A 15,097-nucleotide genomic window follows, 5' to 3' on the forward strand; every position below is an offset into this window, starting at 1 on the left:
GTACTTTTGATTTTCAAATATTTTATGAAAAGAGATCTCTACATTGATTTTGCGAAAGGCTTTGCTACACTTTCTATTATTTTTATCCATACCGTTTTCTGGTCCGGGCAATTTTACGTTCCTACAGAATTGCGTGTGCTTTCTTTGTTGATTGATGTGCCGCTTTTTTATGCGCTCAGCGGTTTAACCTCCGGCAGCAATATAGAAAAAACGCTTTATCGTTTGCTGAAACTGCAGATCACCTTCATGATTTTCGTTACTTTCCTTTTTTTCCTGGATTATCTTTTTAAAGTAGTTGGTTTACATATTTTCGGTTTAGACTGGATGAAAAATTTTTACGGTACTTTCGGCACGAAATACGTTCCTCAAAACATTTCTGATGTTCCACAATGGCAAAATCTCGGCAACTGGTATCTTCATCAATATACCAACGCGGATACGTTCCCCGTTGTCATGGGAAGTTTTTGGTATTTAAAGGTTTATTTTATCCTGACGGTTTTTGGCGTCTTAATTCTACGCTTTTTCCCAAAACATATCAATTGGTTTATTGGTGTTTGCTTCGGATTAACCTTAATTTTCAACTTATTACCCCAATTTTATCCGACCGGACAAGTAGGTTATGTCGCCTTTTATCTGGGATTATTTCTGGTGGCTCATCAATTAAAAGGAAAAAAGATCCCTACAAAATGGGTTCCTTTATTATATGGAATATTAGTGCTGATTCTGGTTTTCCTCTTCTGGAATTTCGGAAAAGAATACTTAATGAAAATGAACAAGGCCAAATTTCCGCCTAAATTACTCTACATTTTCTGGTCAAGTTTCTCTCTGCTAACGCTATTTGTTTTGTACAATCGCATAAAAATTGAAAAAAATAATTTCCTCAAATATATTGGCAAAAATGCCATCTTCTATTATTTTGCACAAGGAATGAGTTCTTCACTCGTGTATTTTTTGGTGGTTCCTTTAAAGGAAAATTTACATTGGGCAGTTTTACTCGTCGTAATTTTTGTCGTTAATATTTTATTGGCCGTCGTCATCGCAGAATTCCTGAAAAAATTAGACGCGCTTGGATGGAAGATTCTAGAATTTTTGCGCAAAAAAACTGCTTCAGTCTAAACCAAAGCAGTTACATTTTTATAAAAGGAGATTAGTCTCTTTTGTTACCTCTTGCAATTACTGCAACCAGAATGATTAATAATAATGCACCAACCACCCAGTATAATGGATTTGTAAACCATTCTTCTGTCGTTGTAGTTTTCGTTGTCGTTACGTCAACATTTAAATCTGGAGCATCTGTTTTTTCTTGTGCAAAAGAAACAATACTAAAGAAAAATGTTAACATAAAGATTCCGAATTGTTCTAATCTGTTTGATAATGCTTTGGTTTTCATAATTTAATTTTTTTTAATGTTAATTGATGATTATTCAACATTTGTGCCAACAAAATTTCTATTTTTCAAATAAAGAGGAGTAAAATTATAGTTTTGAGAAGTATTTACAGAACGAATGTATTCTTTTTTATTCCTTATTTTTACAAAAAAAATTATAATGTTTAAACTTAGACTTTTAACCGATCCCCGCTGGGCCAATATTGCTGAAGGGAATCTGGAGGAAATCTTAACCGATCACGCCTGGTGCGAGCAGAAAGCAACAACCAATGCCATTACGATCATTACGATGTGTCCTGAATATCCGGAAATTGTAACGGAACTTTTAAAAATTGCACAGGAAGAATTGGAACATTTTCAAATGGTTCATGAACTGATAAAAAAACGTGGCTACGAATTCGGAAGAGAAAGAAAAGATGACTATGTGGGACAGCTTCTTAAATTCATCGTTCAGGGATCCCGAAAAGAATATATCATTGACCGAATGCTTTTTGCCGCAATGATTGAAGCCCGCAGCTGTGAGCGATTCCGCGTGTTGACAGAAAACATTAAAGATGAAGAACTAAAAGTATTCTACAAGGAATTGATGATCTCTGAGGCGAATCACTATACCACTTTTATTTCCTTCGCTCGAAAACTTGGCGATCCCGAAAAGGTAAATCAACGCTGGGAAGAATGGCTGGATTACGAAGCCGAAATCATAAAATCTTACGGAAAAAAAGAAACCATACACGGTTAAATAAATGACCAGAACGTTCATAATTTTTCTATTTTTACCATTCTAAATTTAATGACTGGTAGATCACCCCACGATGAATAAACTTCAATTCGAAAAATTTTTTAATATTCTGGTAAAATCCTTTTTCCAGGGCTTGCTGATTATTGGTCCTTTTGCTTTAACCATCTGGATCATCTGGTATATCGTTTCAAGTATCGATAATATTATTCCATCGTTATCGGAACAGTTTTATCCCGGAATCACGTTTCTGATCGTTATTTTCTCTACCACCTTAATAGGATATTTAGGAAGTAAATTCATTATCGGGCGCGTCATCGTGGACAGCTTTGATTATTTGCTCGAACATACGCCCGGGATTAAATTTATTTACACCTCCTTAAAAGATGTCATGACTTCTTTTGTAGGCGACAAAAAGAAATTCAATCAACCTGTTCTCATTAAAACCACGGAAAATCCCGCGATTTGGCGCATCGGATTTCTGACGCAAAAAGACCTTTCCTCCGTTGGTTTCCCAGAACACGTTTCCGTTTATCTTCCTCATTCTTACGCAGTTTCCGGCTGGGTTGTATTTGTTTTAGCAACCAACATTACTATTTTGGAAAACGTAAGTGCTGCCCAAGCCATGAAGTTTGCCGTAAGCGGTGGCGTTGCTGGATTCCACTCAGATGACAACGTTTTCAAAGCGCCGGAGTGAAATTAATAATTAAAGATGCATGATGAATATTCATCATTTCGTAAACCTCCTTTTTAATTATTAATCTTAAATTTTTCATCAGAATGAAATTACCTTACGCAGAACCATTTAAAATAAAAATGGTCGAAGAAATCCGTCAGTCAACTCCCGCGGAAAGAGAAGAATGGCTAAAAAAGGCCAACTACAATTTATTTAATTTAAAATCCTCCCAAGTCTTTATCGACTTGCTCACCGATTCCGGTACAGGCGCCATGAGTGATCAGCAATGGGGCGCCATGATGACAGGCGACGAAAGTTACGCAGGCTCAAAAAGTTTTGAAAAACTACATGAAACCGTTCAAAGCATAACGGGATACCAATATTTACTTCCTACACACCAAGGGAGAGCCGCGGAAAATGTATTGTTTTCGGTTTTGGTAAAAGATGGTGACGTGATCCCGGGGAATTCGCATTTTGATACTACGAAAGGACACATCGAAATTAGAAAAGCCCACGCCATCGACTGTACCGTGGATGAAGCTTTTGACATTGAAGATCCACATCTTTTTAAAGGAAATATCGATTTAAAAAAATTAGAGGAAGTTTATAAAACGTATCCGAAAGAAAAAATTCCTTTCTGTCTCATCACGATCACGTGTAATTCTTCAGGTGGGCAACCGGTTTCTCTGGAAAATATGAGAGCCGTAAAAGAACTCTCGGATCGTTATGGAATTCCGATTTATTTCGATTCGGCAAGATTTGCAGAAAATGCTTATTTCATAAAAATGAGAGAAAAAGGTCAGGAAAATCGAACCATAAAAGAAATTGCAAAAGAAGCATTTTCTTATGGCGTTGGAATGACGATGAGCTCAAAGAAAGATGGTTTAGTGAACATCGGTGGATTTATCGCTCTAAACGATGCGGAGATTTTCAAAAAAGCTTCCAACTTCACCATTATTTTTGAAGGATTCATTACGTATGGCGGAATGGCCGGCAGAGATATGGCAGCATTAGCGGTTGGTCTGAATGAAGCCACAGAATTTGAATACTTAGAAAGCCGTATTTCACAGGTGGAATATCTGGGAAATAAATTGATCGAATTCGGAATTCCGGTTCAGAAACCGATTGGTGGCCACGCTGTTTTCATTGATTCTTTAAGCTTTTTACCAAATATTCCACGGGAAGAATATCCTGCGCAAACTTTGGCAAATGAAATTTACAAAGAAGCGGGTATCCGAACCGTAGAAATCGGTACCTTACTGGCAGACCGTGATCCTGTAACCCGAGAAAACCGTTATCCAAAACTGGAACTTGTGCGCCTGGCAATTCCACGAAGAACGTACACAAACAATCACATGGATTATATCGCGGCCGCCATTAAAAATGTATACGATCGCAGAAATGAAATTAAAAAAGGCTACAAGATCGTCTGGGAATCTGAAATTCTAAGACACTTTACAGTTCAACTTGAAAAAGCATAATCGTTTAAATTATCGATTTTAATTGATCAATTATGAAAGTCGTTTCTCCCGAAACGGCTTTTTTTGTTATAATGAAATTAATCTCAGAATATTCTTATTATTTTCTATTTTTGAATAAACTAAAGAAATGAGCCACGGAAAATTAAGAGAAGAAAAAAACTGTCTGAATTGTGGGCATTTTGTAGCAGAAAAATTCTGTCCAAACTGTGGACAGGAAAACACCGAAACACGGAAACCCTTTCACTATTTATTTACTCACTTTGTAGAAGATTTAACTCATTATGATGGCCAGTTTTGGGGAACAATTAAAAATCTTCTCTTGAAACCCGGTAAACTAACCGAAACTTATTTAGAAGGAAAAAGGCAACGTTTTGTTCCGCCTGTAAAACTGTATATTTTTATCAGTTTTATTACTTTCTTTTTGTTTGCACTTTTCCCACCTTTTCATCTTGATTTTGAGGCAAAAGCTGATTCTAAAAATAAAAAAGAAAAAACAATTTTTGCTCAGGCTGCAATTTCTCAGACTCAAAAAATAGTAGACAGCCTGAAAGCAAAAGAGAATAAGACGTATGAAGATTCGGTGCAAATTGAAAAACTCTCAGCAATTGTAGGAGATTCGGCTACTATTAACAATTTTCAAGAGCAATTGAATTTAGACAAAGGTTTAGAGGAGGATTTTCCTTATAAGAACTTTAAAACGCGTAAAGCCTATGACTCTGCTCAGGCCAAAAACCCGTCATCCTGGAATTTTTTGGATAAAGCATTTGCTTATAAGTTATTTGAACTGAAAGAAAAAGGAGCAAAAAAAGGCGATATCCTGCGAAATCTGATCGAAACCTCTCTTCATAATTTACCAAAAGCCCTCTTTCTTTACCTGCCTGTTTTTGCCTTCTTTTTGTGGATTTTTCATAATAAAAAAAAGTGGTGGTATTTTGAACATGGCGTTTTTACTTTGCATTATTTTTCTTTTCTACTGTTAAATATTTTGTGCGTCACTTTTCTCTTCAAACTTGTTGGTTTAACAGAAAGTGACTTTCTGAACAGACTCCTTTATGTGATTATTTCCGGCATGATTGTTTACTCCATGCTGTATTTTTTCATTGCGCATCGCCGCGTGTATCATTTTCATGGATTCACAAGTTTTATCGTGGGCTGCATATTATTCCTGGTTAATTTTTTCGCTTTTACAATGGTGGTGATTGGTTTGGGAATAGTGAGCTTTTTAATGATTCATTAATAATAACCGATTTCTATCAACTTATGAAAGAAGAAATAAAGTGAAGTTCTAACCCCGATGGAAGAGAAAATCTTTTTTCGGGAAAGGTTTAGGGCGGCAAAAAAGATTGCAACGGACAGCGGGACCAGGTTTCGAGTAAGAAACAAATGGTGAAGTTCCTAAAAAAATCTTCAAATGAGAATAATCGGAATAAAAAAGAACGGACCAATAGCCCGTTCTTTAAAATAATATTGAATTGACTGTTATTTTTTGATCAAACCTAACTCAATCAGTCTTTCGTGCAGGAATTCTCCCGCAGTCGTGTCTTCATACAATTTAGGATGTTCTTCATCCACACAGTTTTCCAAAGCGTTCAGCGGCATTTCGCTCACGGGATGCATAAAAAATGGGATGGAATATCTGGAAGTTCCCCACAATTCTCGTGGTGGATTTACAACCTGGTGAATGGTAGATTTCAATTTGTTATTGGTGTGTCGCGACAGCATATCGCCCACATTGATCATCAGTTCGTCGGGTTGTGCAATCGCATCAATCCATTCGCCGTCATGATTCATGACCTGCAGACCTTTTCCCTGAGCGCCCATTAAAAGGGTAATCAAATTAATATCGCCATGTGCCGCTGCACGAACCGCATTGTCAGGCTCCTGCGTAATCGGAGGATAATGAATTGGTCTTAAAATAGAATTACCTTCCGTCACATATTTGTCGAAGTAAAACTCATCTAAACCAAGATGAAGTGCTAATGCTCTCAGAACATAAATCCCGGTTTTCTCCAGCATTTTAAAGGCTTCTTTACCGACCTTATTAAAATTAGGGTTCTCCGAAACTTCTACGTTAGCGGGATATTCATTGGCGTATTTCGAACCTTCTTCAAGATATTGCCCGAAGTGCCAAAATTCCTTTAAGTCCCCTTTCTTAAAACCTTTTGCTGTTTCTTTACCGAAACCTACGTAGCCACGCTGTCCACCGATGCCGGGGATCTCGTATTTATTTTTGGTTTCGACAGGAAGATCAAAGAATTGCTTGACTTCATCATAAAGATCATCAACCAGTTTCTCATCCAGAAAGTGACCTTTCAGAGCGACAAAGCCGATTTCTTCGTATGCTTTTCCGATTTCATTTACAAATTTTTGTTTGCGTTCCGGTGTACCCGAAAGGAAATCACGCAAATCCACGCTTGGGATTTGTTTCATATTGTTTGATTAAGAATTCAGAGGCAAATTTAATATTTTTTAGATTAAAATTTTTATTATGAGTAAATTTGCAGCAATCCCCTCAGAATATGAAACAATTCTCTTCCAAACGAAGCATCCAAATATTAGCGCATCTGCTAAAAGAATACGAAATTTACGATATTGTAATATCGCCGGGCTCCCGAAATGCACCTTTAGCAATTCACTTTTCGGAAACAGACGATTTTAACTGTTACAGCATTATTGATGAAAGAAGTGCAGGTTTTGTCGGAATGGGAATGGCAAAAAGTATTAAAAAGCCCGTGGCAATTACGTGTACGAGCGGTTCTGCTGCCGCAAATTATTATCCGCCAATTACTGAAGCTTTTTATCAAAACACTCCACTACTCGTTTTAACTGCAGATCGCCCCACAGATTATGTGGATATTTTTGACGGGCAAACGATTAGGCAGAAAGATCTTTATCAACAGCATTCGTATGGAGATTTTCAGTTATTGGAAGATTCTGCAGAAAATGCAGACGATGAAAATTTCGCAATTATAAAAAAAGCCATTGAAGTTTGCTTTGAAAAGAAAGGTCCGGTTCATATCAATATTCCTTTGGAGGAACCTTTATATGAGATGGTTTCTGAGCTTCCGCATTTTCCTTCGGTGGAAAAAACAATTCGGGAAAATGTTTATGACTTGCCGCCAAATTTAGTCGCAGAATGGAATACTTCTAAAAGAATTTTGATTCTCGTAGGAACCAGAGATCATAGTGAAGAACTTGAAATGCAGTTATCTCAATTGGTTAAAAACCACAGTGTTGTGGTATTAAAAGAAGCCAATTCTAATTTAAAGCACGAAAAATTCTTTGCTCACATCGACCGCTATATTTTTAATTTTAGTGAAGAAGAATATAAAATGTATGCGCCCGATTTGCTAATTACGGTGGGCCAGAACGTTGTTTCTAAAAAAGTGAAACAGTTTTTGCGAAAAGCAAATCCGAAAAGCCACTGGCATATTGACGAAGTTTGGCATCCTGACACGTTTTTTTCTTTAACTGAAAAAGTAAAGACAGCGCCGGAGAAATTCTTTGGGAAATTACTGAATTTCATAGCATTGGAACCAAGTCCTTATTTTAATTTATGGGATGTTCTTCGGGATAAAAGAGATCTGAAGCACAAAGAATATTGTGTGAGCGCCGGTTTTTCAGATTTTAAATTTTTTGAAATTCTGTCCCAAAAATTACCTGAGAATATCAGTTTACATATCAGCAATTCCTCCGCAATCCGTTATGCCCAACTTTTTGACTTTCAGAAAAACAACGTTTACTGTAACCGCGGAACGAGCGGAATCGATGGCTCCACTTCCACTGCGATGGGATTTGCGATGAAAGACGAAAAACAAACCGTTTTAGTGACCGGAGACATGAGTTTCTTTTACGATATTAATGGATTGTGGAATAACTATATACCGCCTTACACGCGAATTATCGTATTCAATAACGGCGGCGGTGATATTTTTAAAATTATTCCGGGACCAAGCTCTACCAATGCTCTGGATGAATTTATCCTTACAAAACATCATAAAAATGCCGAGCATGTAGCCAAGCATTTTGGTTTTGCCTACACCAAAGTTGATGATGAAGACACGCTATTACGCGTTTTGGATAACTTCTTTAAACACGATGAAAAAGCAAAAATCCTGGAGATCGATACTTCACACATTGAAAATGCAGAAGTTCTGAAACAATATTTTGAATTTTTAAAATAGACCTTTTAATATCAGATCGAGGTTTCCTCGGATTTCTTCGGCAAATTTTTAATTTTTGAAAGTGGGTAAACTACAACATCATCAAACTCATTCAAAGCATTAATAAGCTGAAAGTGAGAATATTCACTCAATGTTTGCAAAGTAATTTCGGCTTCTTTAATTTTCTTTGTTTTCAGTAAATGCTGTCGTTGAACACCATTTAGCAAATAGGTCGTTGGCGTAAACCACTCTTTTCCCTTTTTAAATAAGAGGTTAGAATAAGACGAATCGGTTATATGATTGTTTTTAACAACGATTATTTCCGCAGCCTTTGAAAGGATTTTCATTTTTTCGAGTTCTTTACGCTCTTCAAATTTGAAAGAAAAATCATAAATATTATTCTCTACAAGCTGAAAATCGGCGATTTCAGATATGGCGTAGGGAATCAGTTGCGTGCGGTACTTTCCGGTCAGATCGTAGGTGATCTTAAATTTGTACAAACCATCTTCATCATGTTCCAGACTTTTAAAAATTGCTGCTAAATCTAGAGGTTCTGCTTTGCCGAAATAGGAAAACGTTTCATTAACGCGTTTTTGATGCTGATCTAACAGAAATAATTTCTTGTCTTCTACTTTAATACTTTCAATGAATTGGGACATAAATTTTATTTTTCATTTCTTGATGTTCGTCGGCAAAATTACTCAAATGGGTGATGCCACCACCACTTTTAAAATAAAGTTTTTCATTTTCTTTTTCAATGAACCGAATCATGACACAAGAGTCCAAATTTTCACCGTCAAACCAGCCACAAACTCCGGTGTAAAAACCACGTTCATAGCTTTCTGCATCTAAAATTATTTCTAAAGTTTTGGGTTTTGGCGCGCCAAGAATTGAACCCGCCGGAAGTAAGGTTTTCATCAAACTGCCTATTTTGTTTTGAAATTCAGGTTTGAGCTTTCCGGAAATTTCCGAACTCATGGCGTACAGATTCTTCTGCTTTGTTTTTATGAAATCAATTCTTTGAAATTCATTCACCTGCACCTCATCAGCGACCATGCTTAGGTCATTTCGTAAAAGATCAACCACCGTATAATGTTCTGCTTTTTCCTTGATATCACTTTTTAAAACTTCTATGGCATTTTCCTTTGAGGCATCAATTGTCCCTTTCATTGGATGCGTAAAAACCTCATTATCAATGATCTCAACAAAAGTTTCAGGGGAAAAACAGACAAATTGATCTTTGTAAAGTATTTTGTATTTCGCTTTCGATAAATAGAAAATTTCTTTTAAACTAAGGTTGATCTCAATTTCTGTTTTGCAGGTGTAATTGGTAAGATAAGAATTGCCTAACCTAATTTCCCGTTGCACTTTATCAAAACCCCGGCGGTATATTTCCCTACTTTCCGGAAATGCTTTAAGATGAATTTCCCGACTTTCGATTAAGGGCTCATTTGCATTTGTATATGATTTAAAATCAATAAGTAAACCATTTTTGTCTAGTGCACTTTCTTCGAAAACTTCTACTTTTTGTACCAAAAAATCAATCATAAAAAAGAAGGGAACTTTCTTTTGGGAAAGCTCGTCCATTTTATGAAAGTTAGGATGAACATTTTTTAGCATGGCGCAAAAATACTCTTTTTGATAATTATCATAACCTTTTCCCTATTTTTGCGCCATGGAAAATAATTACCCGCAAAAAGCCGGCTTAGAGCAAATTTTAAAGGCAGCTTTTTTTTACTGGAACAAAACTTTATTTTATCAACTCGCTTTCAGTCTGTTGTATTTTTCACTTTTCTTCCTGGGATATTTTTATCTCTTCCGTTATTTCGGTTTGTGGGATGAACTGAACCAGCACCGGGAACTGCTCCAAACCGATTTCCCTGCTTTTAATAAAAAAGTTGAAGAAATTGCAAGGTTGCCACAAGCTCAGGGATTTATTTTGGGAATCTTCTTTCTGTTTGGTATTCTGAACCCTTTGAATGTTGGCTTTTACAAAATCTACCGAAAAATCGATCTTAAAGAAAAAGTGGTAATGAATGATCTGTTTGCAGGATATTTAGGTTTTACCTTCTTTAAGTTTTTTGGATTCTATTTATTCTGGACTATTATTTTCTCTTATGCGAACGCTCTCTTTTTGCTGGGATTTGTCTGGATTTTTATCACCCTGTTTTCGGTTCCACTCATGTTTTTTATGAATGTGAATACTTTTCAAGGAATAAAATTGACCATTTCGGGCCTTAAGAAAGACTTTACGACGATTTTCATCGCCGTTATTATTGGGATACTATTCAGTTTATCGGGTCTTATATTGTTTGGATTTGGATTTCTTCTGACTTTTCCTTTTTGGCATGCCATCATCTACACCTTATACCAAAATTTATTCAAGGAAAACGCATAGATTTTCAATTATTTTACTAATTTTATAATTAATAATCTATAAATTTGAAAACATTAAAAAAAATAAAACTATGGAGACTTTTCAACAATTTGACCAACCTATAGGACCGGAAAAATCGACGGGTGCAATTATTTCGCACGCATTTGATATTTACAAAGGCGTGTTTTTATATGCTGTCGGTGCGTTATTGATATCGCTGGTCATTTCGTTTCTGATTCAGCCGCTTTCAGGATTTAATTCCTCTGAGTTTGTGGAGGAAATCCAGACCTCACCCGAAACTTTGTCTACCACCATGTGGTCTATTCCGGGATTTAAAGCCTATTATGGATTATCAGGATTGGTAAGTTTGCTCATGACGCCGCTGTATGTTGGAGTAATTTACGTCGCCAATAAATACAATTTAAAAGAACCGATGAGTTTTTCTGATATGTTCATTGGGTTCAAACAGAACTTTTTAAACATTATTATTTACGCCCTTATTTCGAGCATCGTGATCGGAATTTCATTTACATTATGCGTTATTCCAGCTTTCTTCGTGGTGCCATTTTTCATGTTGGGATATCCTATTTTATTATTTGAGAACGCCTCTTTTTCAGAAGCCCTAAGTAAATCATTTACTATTGCCAAAGATAACTACGGAACATTCTTAGGAGCTTCGGCTTTGGGAATTTTAATCAGTTTCGCGGGTGTATTTCTTTGTGGAATCGGAATCGTTTTCACGGCGTTATTTTTAATGGTTGTGATGTACTCTACTTATTGTGCATTCTGTGGAAGGCCGCGACCACTGGCAATTAATAAATAAAATTATTCTTTAAATACTATTGCATTACCGCTGTCTTGTTGAAAACTCCGATAGCGGTTCGCAAATTCACTTCGAAACCATGCCTAATAAAACCAATCAAATAAGTTCAGAAAAGATCAAGCAGGTTCTCCTACTTTTGGTCATCATTGTTATGGGCGGATTAATCTGCTACCATTTGGCACTGTTTATTCCATCTGTTTTAGGAGCGATTACGCTTTATATTATCTCACGTAAATACAATCTTTATTTACAGGAAGAGCTTAACTGGAAACCATGGGCGGCTTCATTAGTGATTATTTTAGCAACGCTGATAATGCTGATTTTACCAGTTTATTTCATTGTAGACTTATTGATTGAGAAGTTAGGAAACGCATCTGTCTATATGGAAAAATTCAATGTTTTTATTGATAAAATTCACGACTTTATCTACTCAAAAACAAGTATTGATATTCTGAGTAAAGATAATTTAACAAAACTTAAAGATAGTGTTGGGAAATTTTCTACTTCTGCTTTAAGCGGAACATTTAATACTTTCACTGTTGTTGCATCCATGTATTTCATTCTTTATTTCATGCTGGATAGACCACGTCTTTTTGAACGGTTGATGAAAAGTTCAGCTCCGCTGAAAAAAGCGAATGTGACATTATTAGGGGAAAAAATTCAAAAAATGGTTATTGCCAATGCGATCGGTATTCCAGTTGTAGCATTGGGACAGGGAATTATTGCAGTGATCGGGTACTTTATTTTTGGAGCGCCGAGCCCTATTTTACTTTTTGCCTTAACCTGCGTCGGCTCGATGTTACCGATTGTAGGAGCTGCCATTGTTTATATACCCGTTTGTATTTTTATGATTGCCGAGGGAAAAGTTGGTCCGGGTTTAGGACTTGCCGCTTATTGTCTCATCGTAGTTGGGTTAACAGATAACTTATTGCGTTTTACGTTATTAAAAAAATTAGAAAACATTCACCCTCTGAATACCGTGTTTGGAATCATTATGGGATTAAATCTATTCGGATTTATGGGTTTAATATTTGGACCCATCCTAATATCTATTACGATTCTTCTTATCCAAGTATACAGAGATGAGTTTGCGGAAGACGAAGTGGAATTGATCATGCCCGAACCAAAAGAGATCGAAGAAAAAATTGATTTAAACATTTAGAAATTAAAATGCCTAACCCTGAACTTCGTCCGGAAATTCTCCAGGAAATCTGCGAAACCGAAATGCCTTTTGGAAAACACAAAGGAACCTTGCTGGTAGACTTACCGATTAACTATCTGGAATGGTTTCAGCGCCAGGGAATGCCCGCCGGAAAATTAGGAATGCAACTCTCGACCATCTTTGAAATTAAAATGAATGGATTGATGGATCTGCTGACTCCTTTAAGAAAGAAAATTCCCAAATCTGCACCGAAAAAAACCGTCTATAAATTCTAGGTTGTTTTCAAAGCATTAATCTCGTCGCGTAATTTTGCAGCTTTAATGAAATCCAGATTCTTAGCAGCTGCCTCCATTGCTTTCTGTTTTTGCGCCACCAATTTCTCAATATCTGCACTGCCGAAATTGGGTTTCTGTTCCGCAACCTTAAGAAGAATTTCCTTTTGAGTATATTTTGGATCCGGGAAATCTTTGCTTCGACCGACCAAAACTTCTGAAATTTTCTTGTTTAAGGAAGTCGGGACCATTCCATGTTTCTCATTATACTCCATTTGCTTTTGGCGACGATAATTGGTTTCATCAATGGTTGCCTGCATTGATTTGGTCATTTTATCGGCGTATAAAATTGCTTTTCCATTTAAATTTCTGGCGGCACGACCAACGGTTTGAATCATAGATCGTCGCGAACGCAGCATCCCTTCTTTATCAGCATCTAAAATCGCCACAAGAGAAACCTCCGGCAAATCCAAACCTTCCCGAAGTAAATTCACGCCCACTAAAACATCAAATAAACCAACGCGTAGATCCTGCATGATCTGAATACGATCCAGCGTTTCCACATCAGAGTGTATATAACGGGTTCGGATACCGAACTTTGTAAAATATTTGGTCAGTTCTTCCGCCATTTTTTTAGTCAGCGTAGTGACCAACGTTCTTTCGTCGATTTGGGCTCTTTTCTCAATCTCTTCCATTAAATCATCAATTTGATTTAAAGAAGGACGTATTTCAATTACAGGATCCAATAATCCTGTTGGGCGAATGAGCTGTTCAATATATTCCCCACCGGTCTTTTCCAATTCATAATCGGCAGGCGTGGCAGAAACATAGATGACCTGATTTTGTATGGCTTCAAATTCCTCAAACTTCAAAGGACGGTTATCCATAGCCGCCGGCAAGCGAAAACCATGTTCCACCAACACTTCTTTTCTGCTGCGGTCACCACCGTACATGGCGTGAACCTGCGGAACAGTCACGTGACTTTCATCAATAACCATTAAATAATCTTTGGGGAAATAATCCAGCAAACAGAAAGGCCGTGATCCGGGTAATCTACCATCAAAATAACGGGAATAATTTTCGATTCCGCTACAATACCCAAGCTCTTTCATCATTTCTAAATCCAGCTCAGTTCTTTCCTGCAGGCGTTTTGCTTCGTAAGGTTTTTCAATATCATTAAAGAAATCAACCTGTTTTACCATGTCATCCTGAATCTCACGAATGGCATTTTGCTGCGTCTCTTTTGAAGTCACGAAAAGATTGGCGGGATAAATGATAATTTCATCAAAATTAGACATCACATTCCCGGAAACCGGATCAAAAGACTGAATAGTCTCAATCTCGTCCCCAAAAAACTGAATTCGAACCGCGTTATCTGCATAGGCAGGAAAAACATCTACTACGTCTCCCTTTACCCGAAATGTGCCACGCTGAAACTCGTTCAACGTTCTGGCATACAAAGCATTTACTAAAGAATGAAGCAAACTTGTTCTTGTGATTTTCTGATTCTTCTCAATAGAAATCAAGGACTTATGAAACTCAGCCGGATTTCCGATCCCGTAAATACAGGAAACTGAAGCAACAATCAAAACATCTCTGCGGCCCGAAAGTAAACTTGCCGTTGCGGACAGACGTAATTTTTCAACTTCTTCGTTAATGGAGAGATCTTTTTCAATATAAGTATTCGTGGAAGCAATAAAAGCTTCAGGCTGGTAATAATCGTAATAAGAGACAAAATATTCTACGGCATTTTCCGGAAAGAATTCTTTGAACTCCATAAAAAGCTGGGCTGCCAAGGTTTTATTGTGCGCTAAAACCAAAGTTGGTTTCTGCACATTATTGACAACGTTGGCTATGGTAAATGTTTTTCCGGAGCCAGTTACCCCAAGCAGGGTTTGGTATTTCTCGCCGATTTCGAGACCCTCGGTTAACTTTTTTATGGCAGTTGGTTGATCGCCGGTAGGTTTATATTCTGATTGAAGTTGGAATTTCATCCTACAAAAATAAACAATTTAAAACA

15 protein-coding genes are annotated in these 15,097 nt (G+C 36.9%); 10 read left to right on the forward strand and 5 right to left on the reverse strand.

What is annotated here, in order from left to right; translation table 11 throughout:
* The first annotated feature begins 24 nt into the window (after window positions 1-24).
* Window positions 25-1,116, forward strand: a complete 1,092-nt coding sequence (locus EIB73_RS09715; protein ID WP_125024913.1) for an acyltransferase family protein — start codon at window positions 25-27, stop codon at window positions 1,114-1,116.
* A gap of 31 nt (window positions 1,117-1,147) precedes the next feature.
* On the opposite strand, the gene EIB73_RS09720 is transcribed toward EIB73_RS09715, so the two are convergent.
* Window positions 1,148-1,390 (reverse strand): hypothetical protein, encoded by a 243-nt coding sequence (locus EIB73_RS09720; protein WP_125024915.1) that lies wholly within the window; start codon window positions 1,388-1,390, stop codon window positions 1,148-1,150.
* A 157-nt stretch (window positions 1,391-1,547) separates the two neighbouring features.
* Here EIB73_RS09720 and miaE point away from each other — a divergent pair, with 157 nt between their 5' ends.
* The 4 genes from miaE to EIB73_RS09740 all read left to right on the forward strand — a co-directional run bounded on the left by miaE (window position 1,548) and on the right by EIB73_RS09740 (window position 5,517).
* Window positions 1,548-2,126, forward strand: coding sequence for a tRNA-(ms[2]io[6]A)-hydroxylase (gene miaE / locus EIB73_RS09725; protein ID WP_125024917.1), 579 nt, complete (start codon window positions 1,548-1,550; stop codon window positions 2,124-2,126).
* Window positions 2,127-2,199: 73 nt separating this feature from the next.
* A complete protein-coding gene (locus EIB73_RS09730) occupies window positions 2,200-2,820 on the forward strand; it encodes a DUF502 domain-containing protein (RefSeq protein ID WP_125024919.1) in 621 nt (206 codons plus the stop codon).
* 83 nt (window positions 2,821-2,903) lie between these two features.
* Complete coding sequence (locus EIB73_RS09735) at window positions 2,904-4,280, forward strand: tryptophanase (RefSeq protein ID WP_125024921.1); 1,377 nt, start codon at window positions 2,904-2,906, stop codon at window positions 4,278-4,280.
* 127 nt (window positions 4,281-4,407) lie between these two features.
* Window positions 4,408-5,517, forward strand: coding sequence for a DUF3667 domain-containing protein (locus EIB73_RS09740; protein ID WP_125024923.1), 1,110 nt, complete (start codon window positions 4,408-4,410; stop codon window positions 5,515-5,517).
* 242 nt (window positions 5,518-5,759) lie between these two features.
* On the opposite strand, the gene EIB73_RS09745 is transcribed toward EIB73_RS09740, so the two are convergent.
* Window positions 5,760-6,710: an isopenicillin N synthase family dioxygenase gene (locus EIB73_RS09745; RefSeq protein WP_125024924.1), complete on the reverse strand. Its 951-nt coding sequence runs from the start codon at window positions 6,708-6,710 to the stop codon at window positions 5,760-5,762.
* Between the two features lie 89 nt (window positions 6,711-6,799).
* Between EIB73_RS09745 and menD the strand changes: the two genes are divergently transcribed.
* Window positions 6,800-8,464 carry a 2-succinyl-5-enolpyruvyl-6-hydroxy-3-cyclohexene-1-carboxylic-acid synthase gene (gene menD / locus EIB73_RS09750; RefSeq protein ID WP_125024925.1) on the forward strand — a complete coding sequence of 555 codons (1,665 nt, stop codon included), beginning with the start codon at window positions 6,800-6,802 and terminating at the stop codon, window positions 8,462-8,464.
* Between the two features lie 11 nt (window positions 8,465-8,475).
* On the opposite strand, the gene EIB73_RS09755 is transcribed toward menD, so the two are convergent.
* A complete protein-coding gene (locus EIB73_RS09755) occupies window positions 8,476-9,102 on the reverse strand; it encodes an aminotransferase class IV (RefSeq protein ID WP_125024926.1) in 627 nt (208 codons plus the stop codon).
* Window positions 9,086-10,030: an aminodeoxychorismate synthase component I gene (locus EIB73_RS09760; RefSeq protein ID WP_125024928.1), complete on the reverse strand. Its 945-nt coding sequence runs from the start codon at window positions 10,028-10,030 to the stop codon at window positions 9,086-9,088. Before EIB73_RS09760 ends, EIB73_RS09755 begins: the two co-directional genes overlap by 17 nt.
* Before the next feature lie 88 nt (window positions 10,031-10,118).
* Here EIB73_RS09760 and EIB73_RS09765 point away from each other — a divergent pair, with 88 nt between their 5' ends.
* The 4 genes from EIB73_RS09765 to EIB73_RS09780 all read left to right on the forward strand — a co-directional run bounded on the left by EIB73_RS09765 (window position 10,119) and on the right by EIB73_RS09780 (window position 13,080).
* Entirely contained in the window at window positions 10,119-10,841 is a 723-nt protein-coding gene (locus EIB73_RS09765) for a hypothetical protein (RefSeq protein WP_125024930.1), read from the forward strand.
* A 70-nt stretch (window positions 10,842-10,911) separates the two neighbouring features.
* Window positions 10,912-11,643, forward strand: coding sequence for a beta-carotene 15,15'-monooxygenase (locus EIB73_RS09770; protein ID WP_125024932.1), 732 nt, complete (start codon window positions 10,912-10,914; stop codon window positions 11,641-11,643).
* A gap of 79 nt (window positions 11,644-11,722) precedes the next feature.
* Window positions 11,723-12,805: an AI-2E family transporter gene (locus tag EIB73_RS09775; RefSeq protein ID WP_125024934.1), complete on the forward strand. Its 1,083-nt coding sequence runs from the start codon at window positions 11,723-11,725 to the stop codon at window positions 12,803-12,805.
* A gap of 8 nt (window positions 12,806-12,813) precedes the next feature.
* A complete protein-coding gene (locus tag EIB73_RS09780) occupies window positions 12,814-13,080 on the forward strand; it encodes a DUF3820 family protein (RefSeq protein WP_125024936.1) in 267 nt (88 codons plus the stop codon).
* Here the strand turns inward: EIB73_RS09780 and uvrB are convergent.
* Entirely contained in the window at window positions 13,077-15,071 is a 1,995-nt protein-coding gene (gene uvrB / locus EIB73_RS09785; RefSeq protein WP_125024938.1) for an excinuclease ABC subunit UvrB, read from the reverse strand. The two genes, EIB73_RS09780 and uvrB, sit on opposite strands and share 4 nt — an antisense overlap.
* Window positions 15,072-15,097 lie beyond the last annotated feature (26 nt).

Source organism: Kaistella carnis, from assembly GCF_003860585.1.
Classification (GTDB): Bacteria; Bacteroidota; Bacteroidia; order Flavobacteriales; family Weeksellaceae; genus Kaistella; species Kaistella carnis.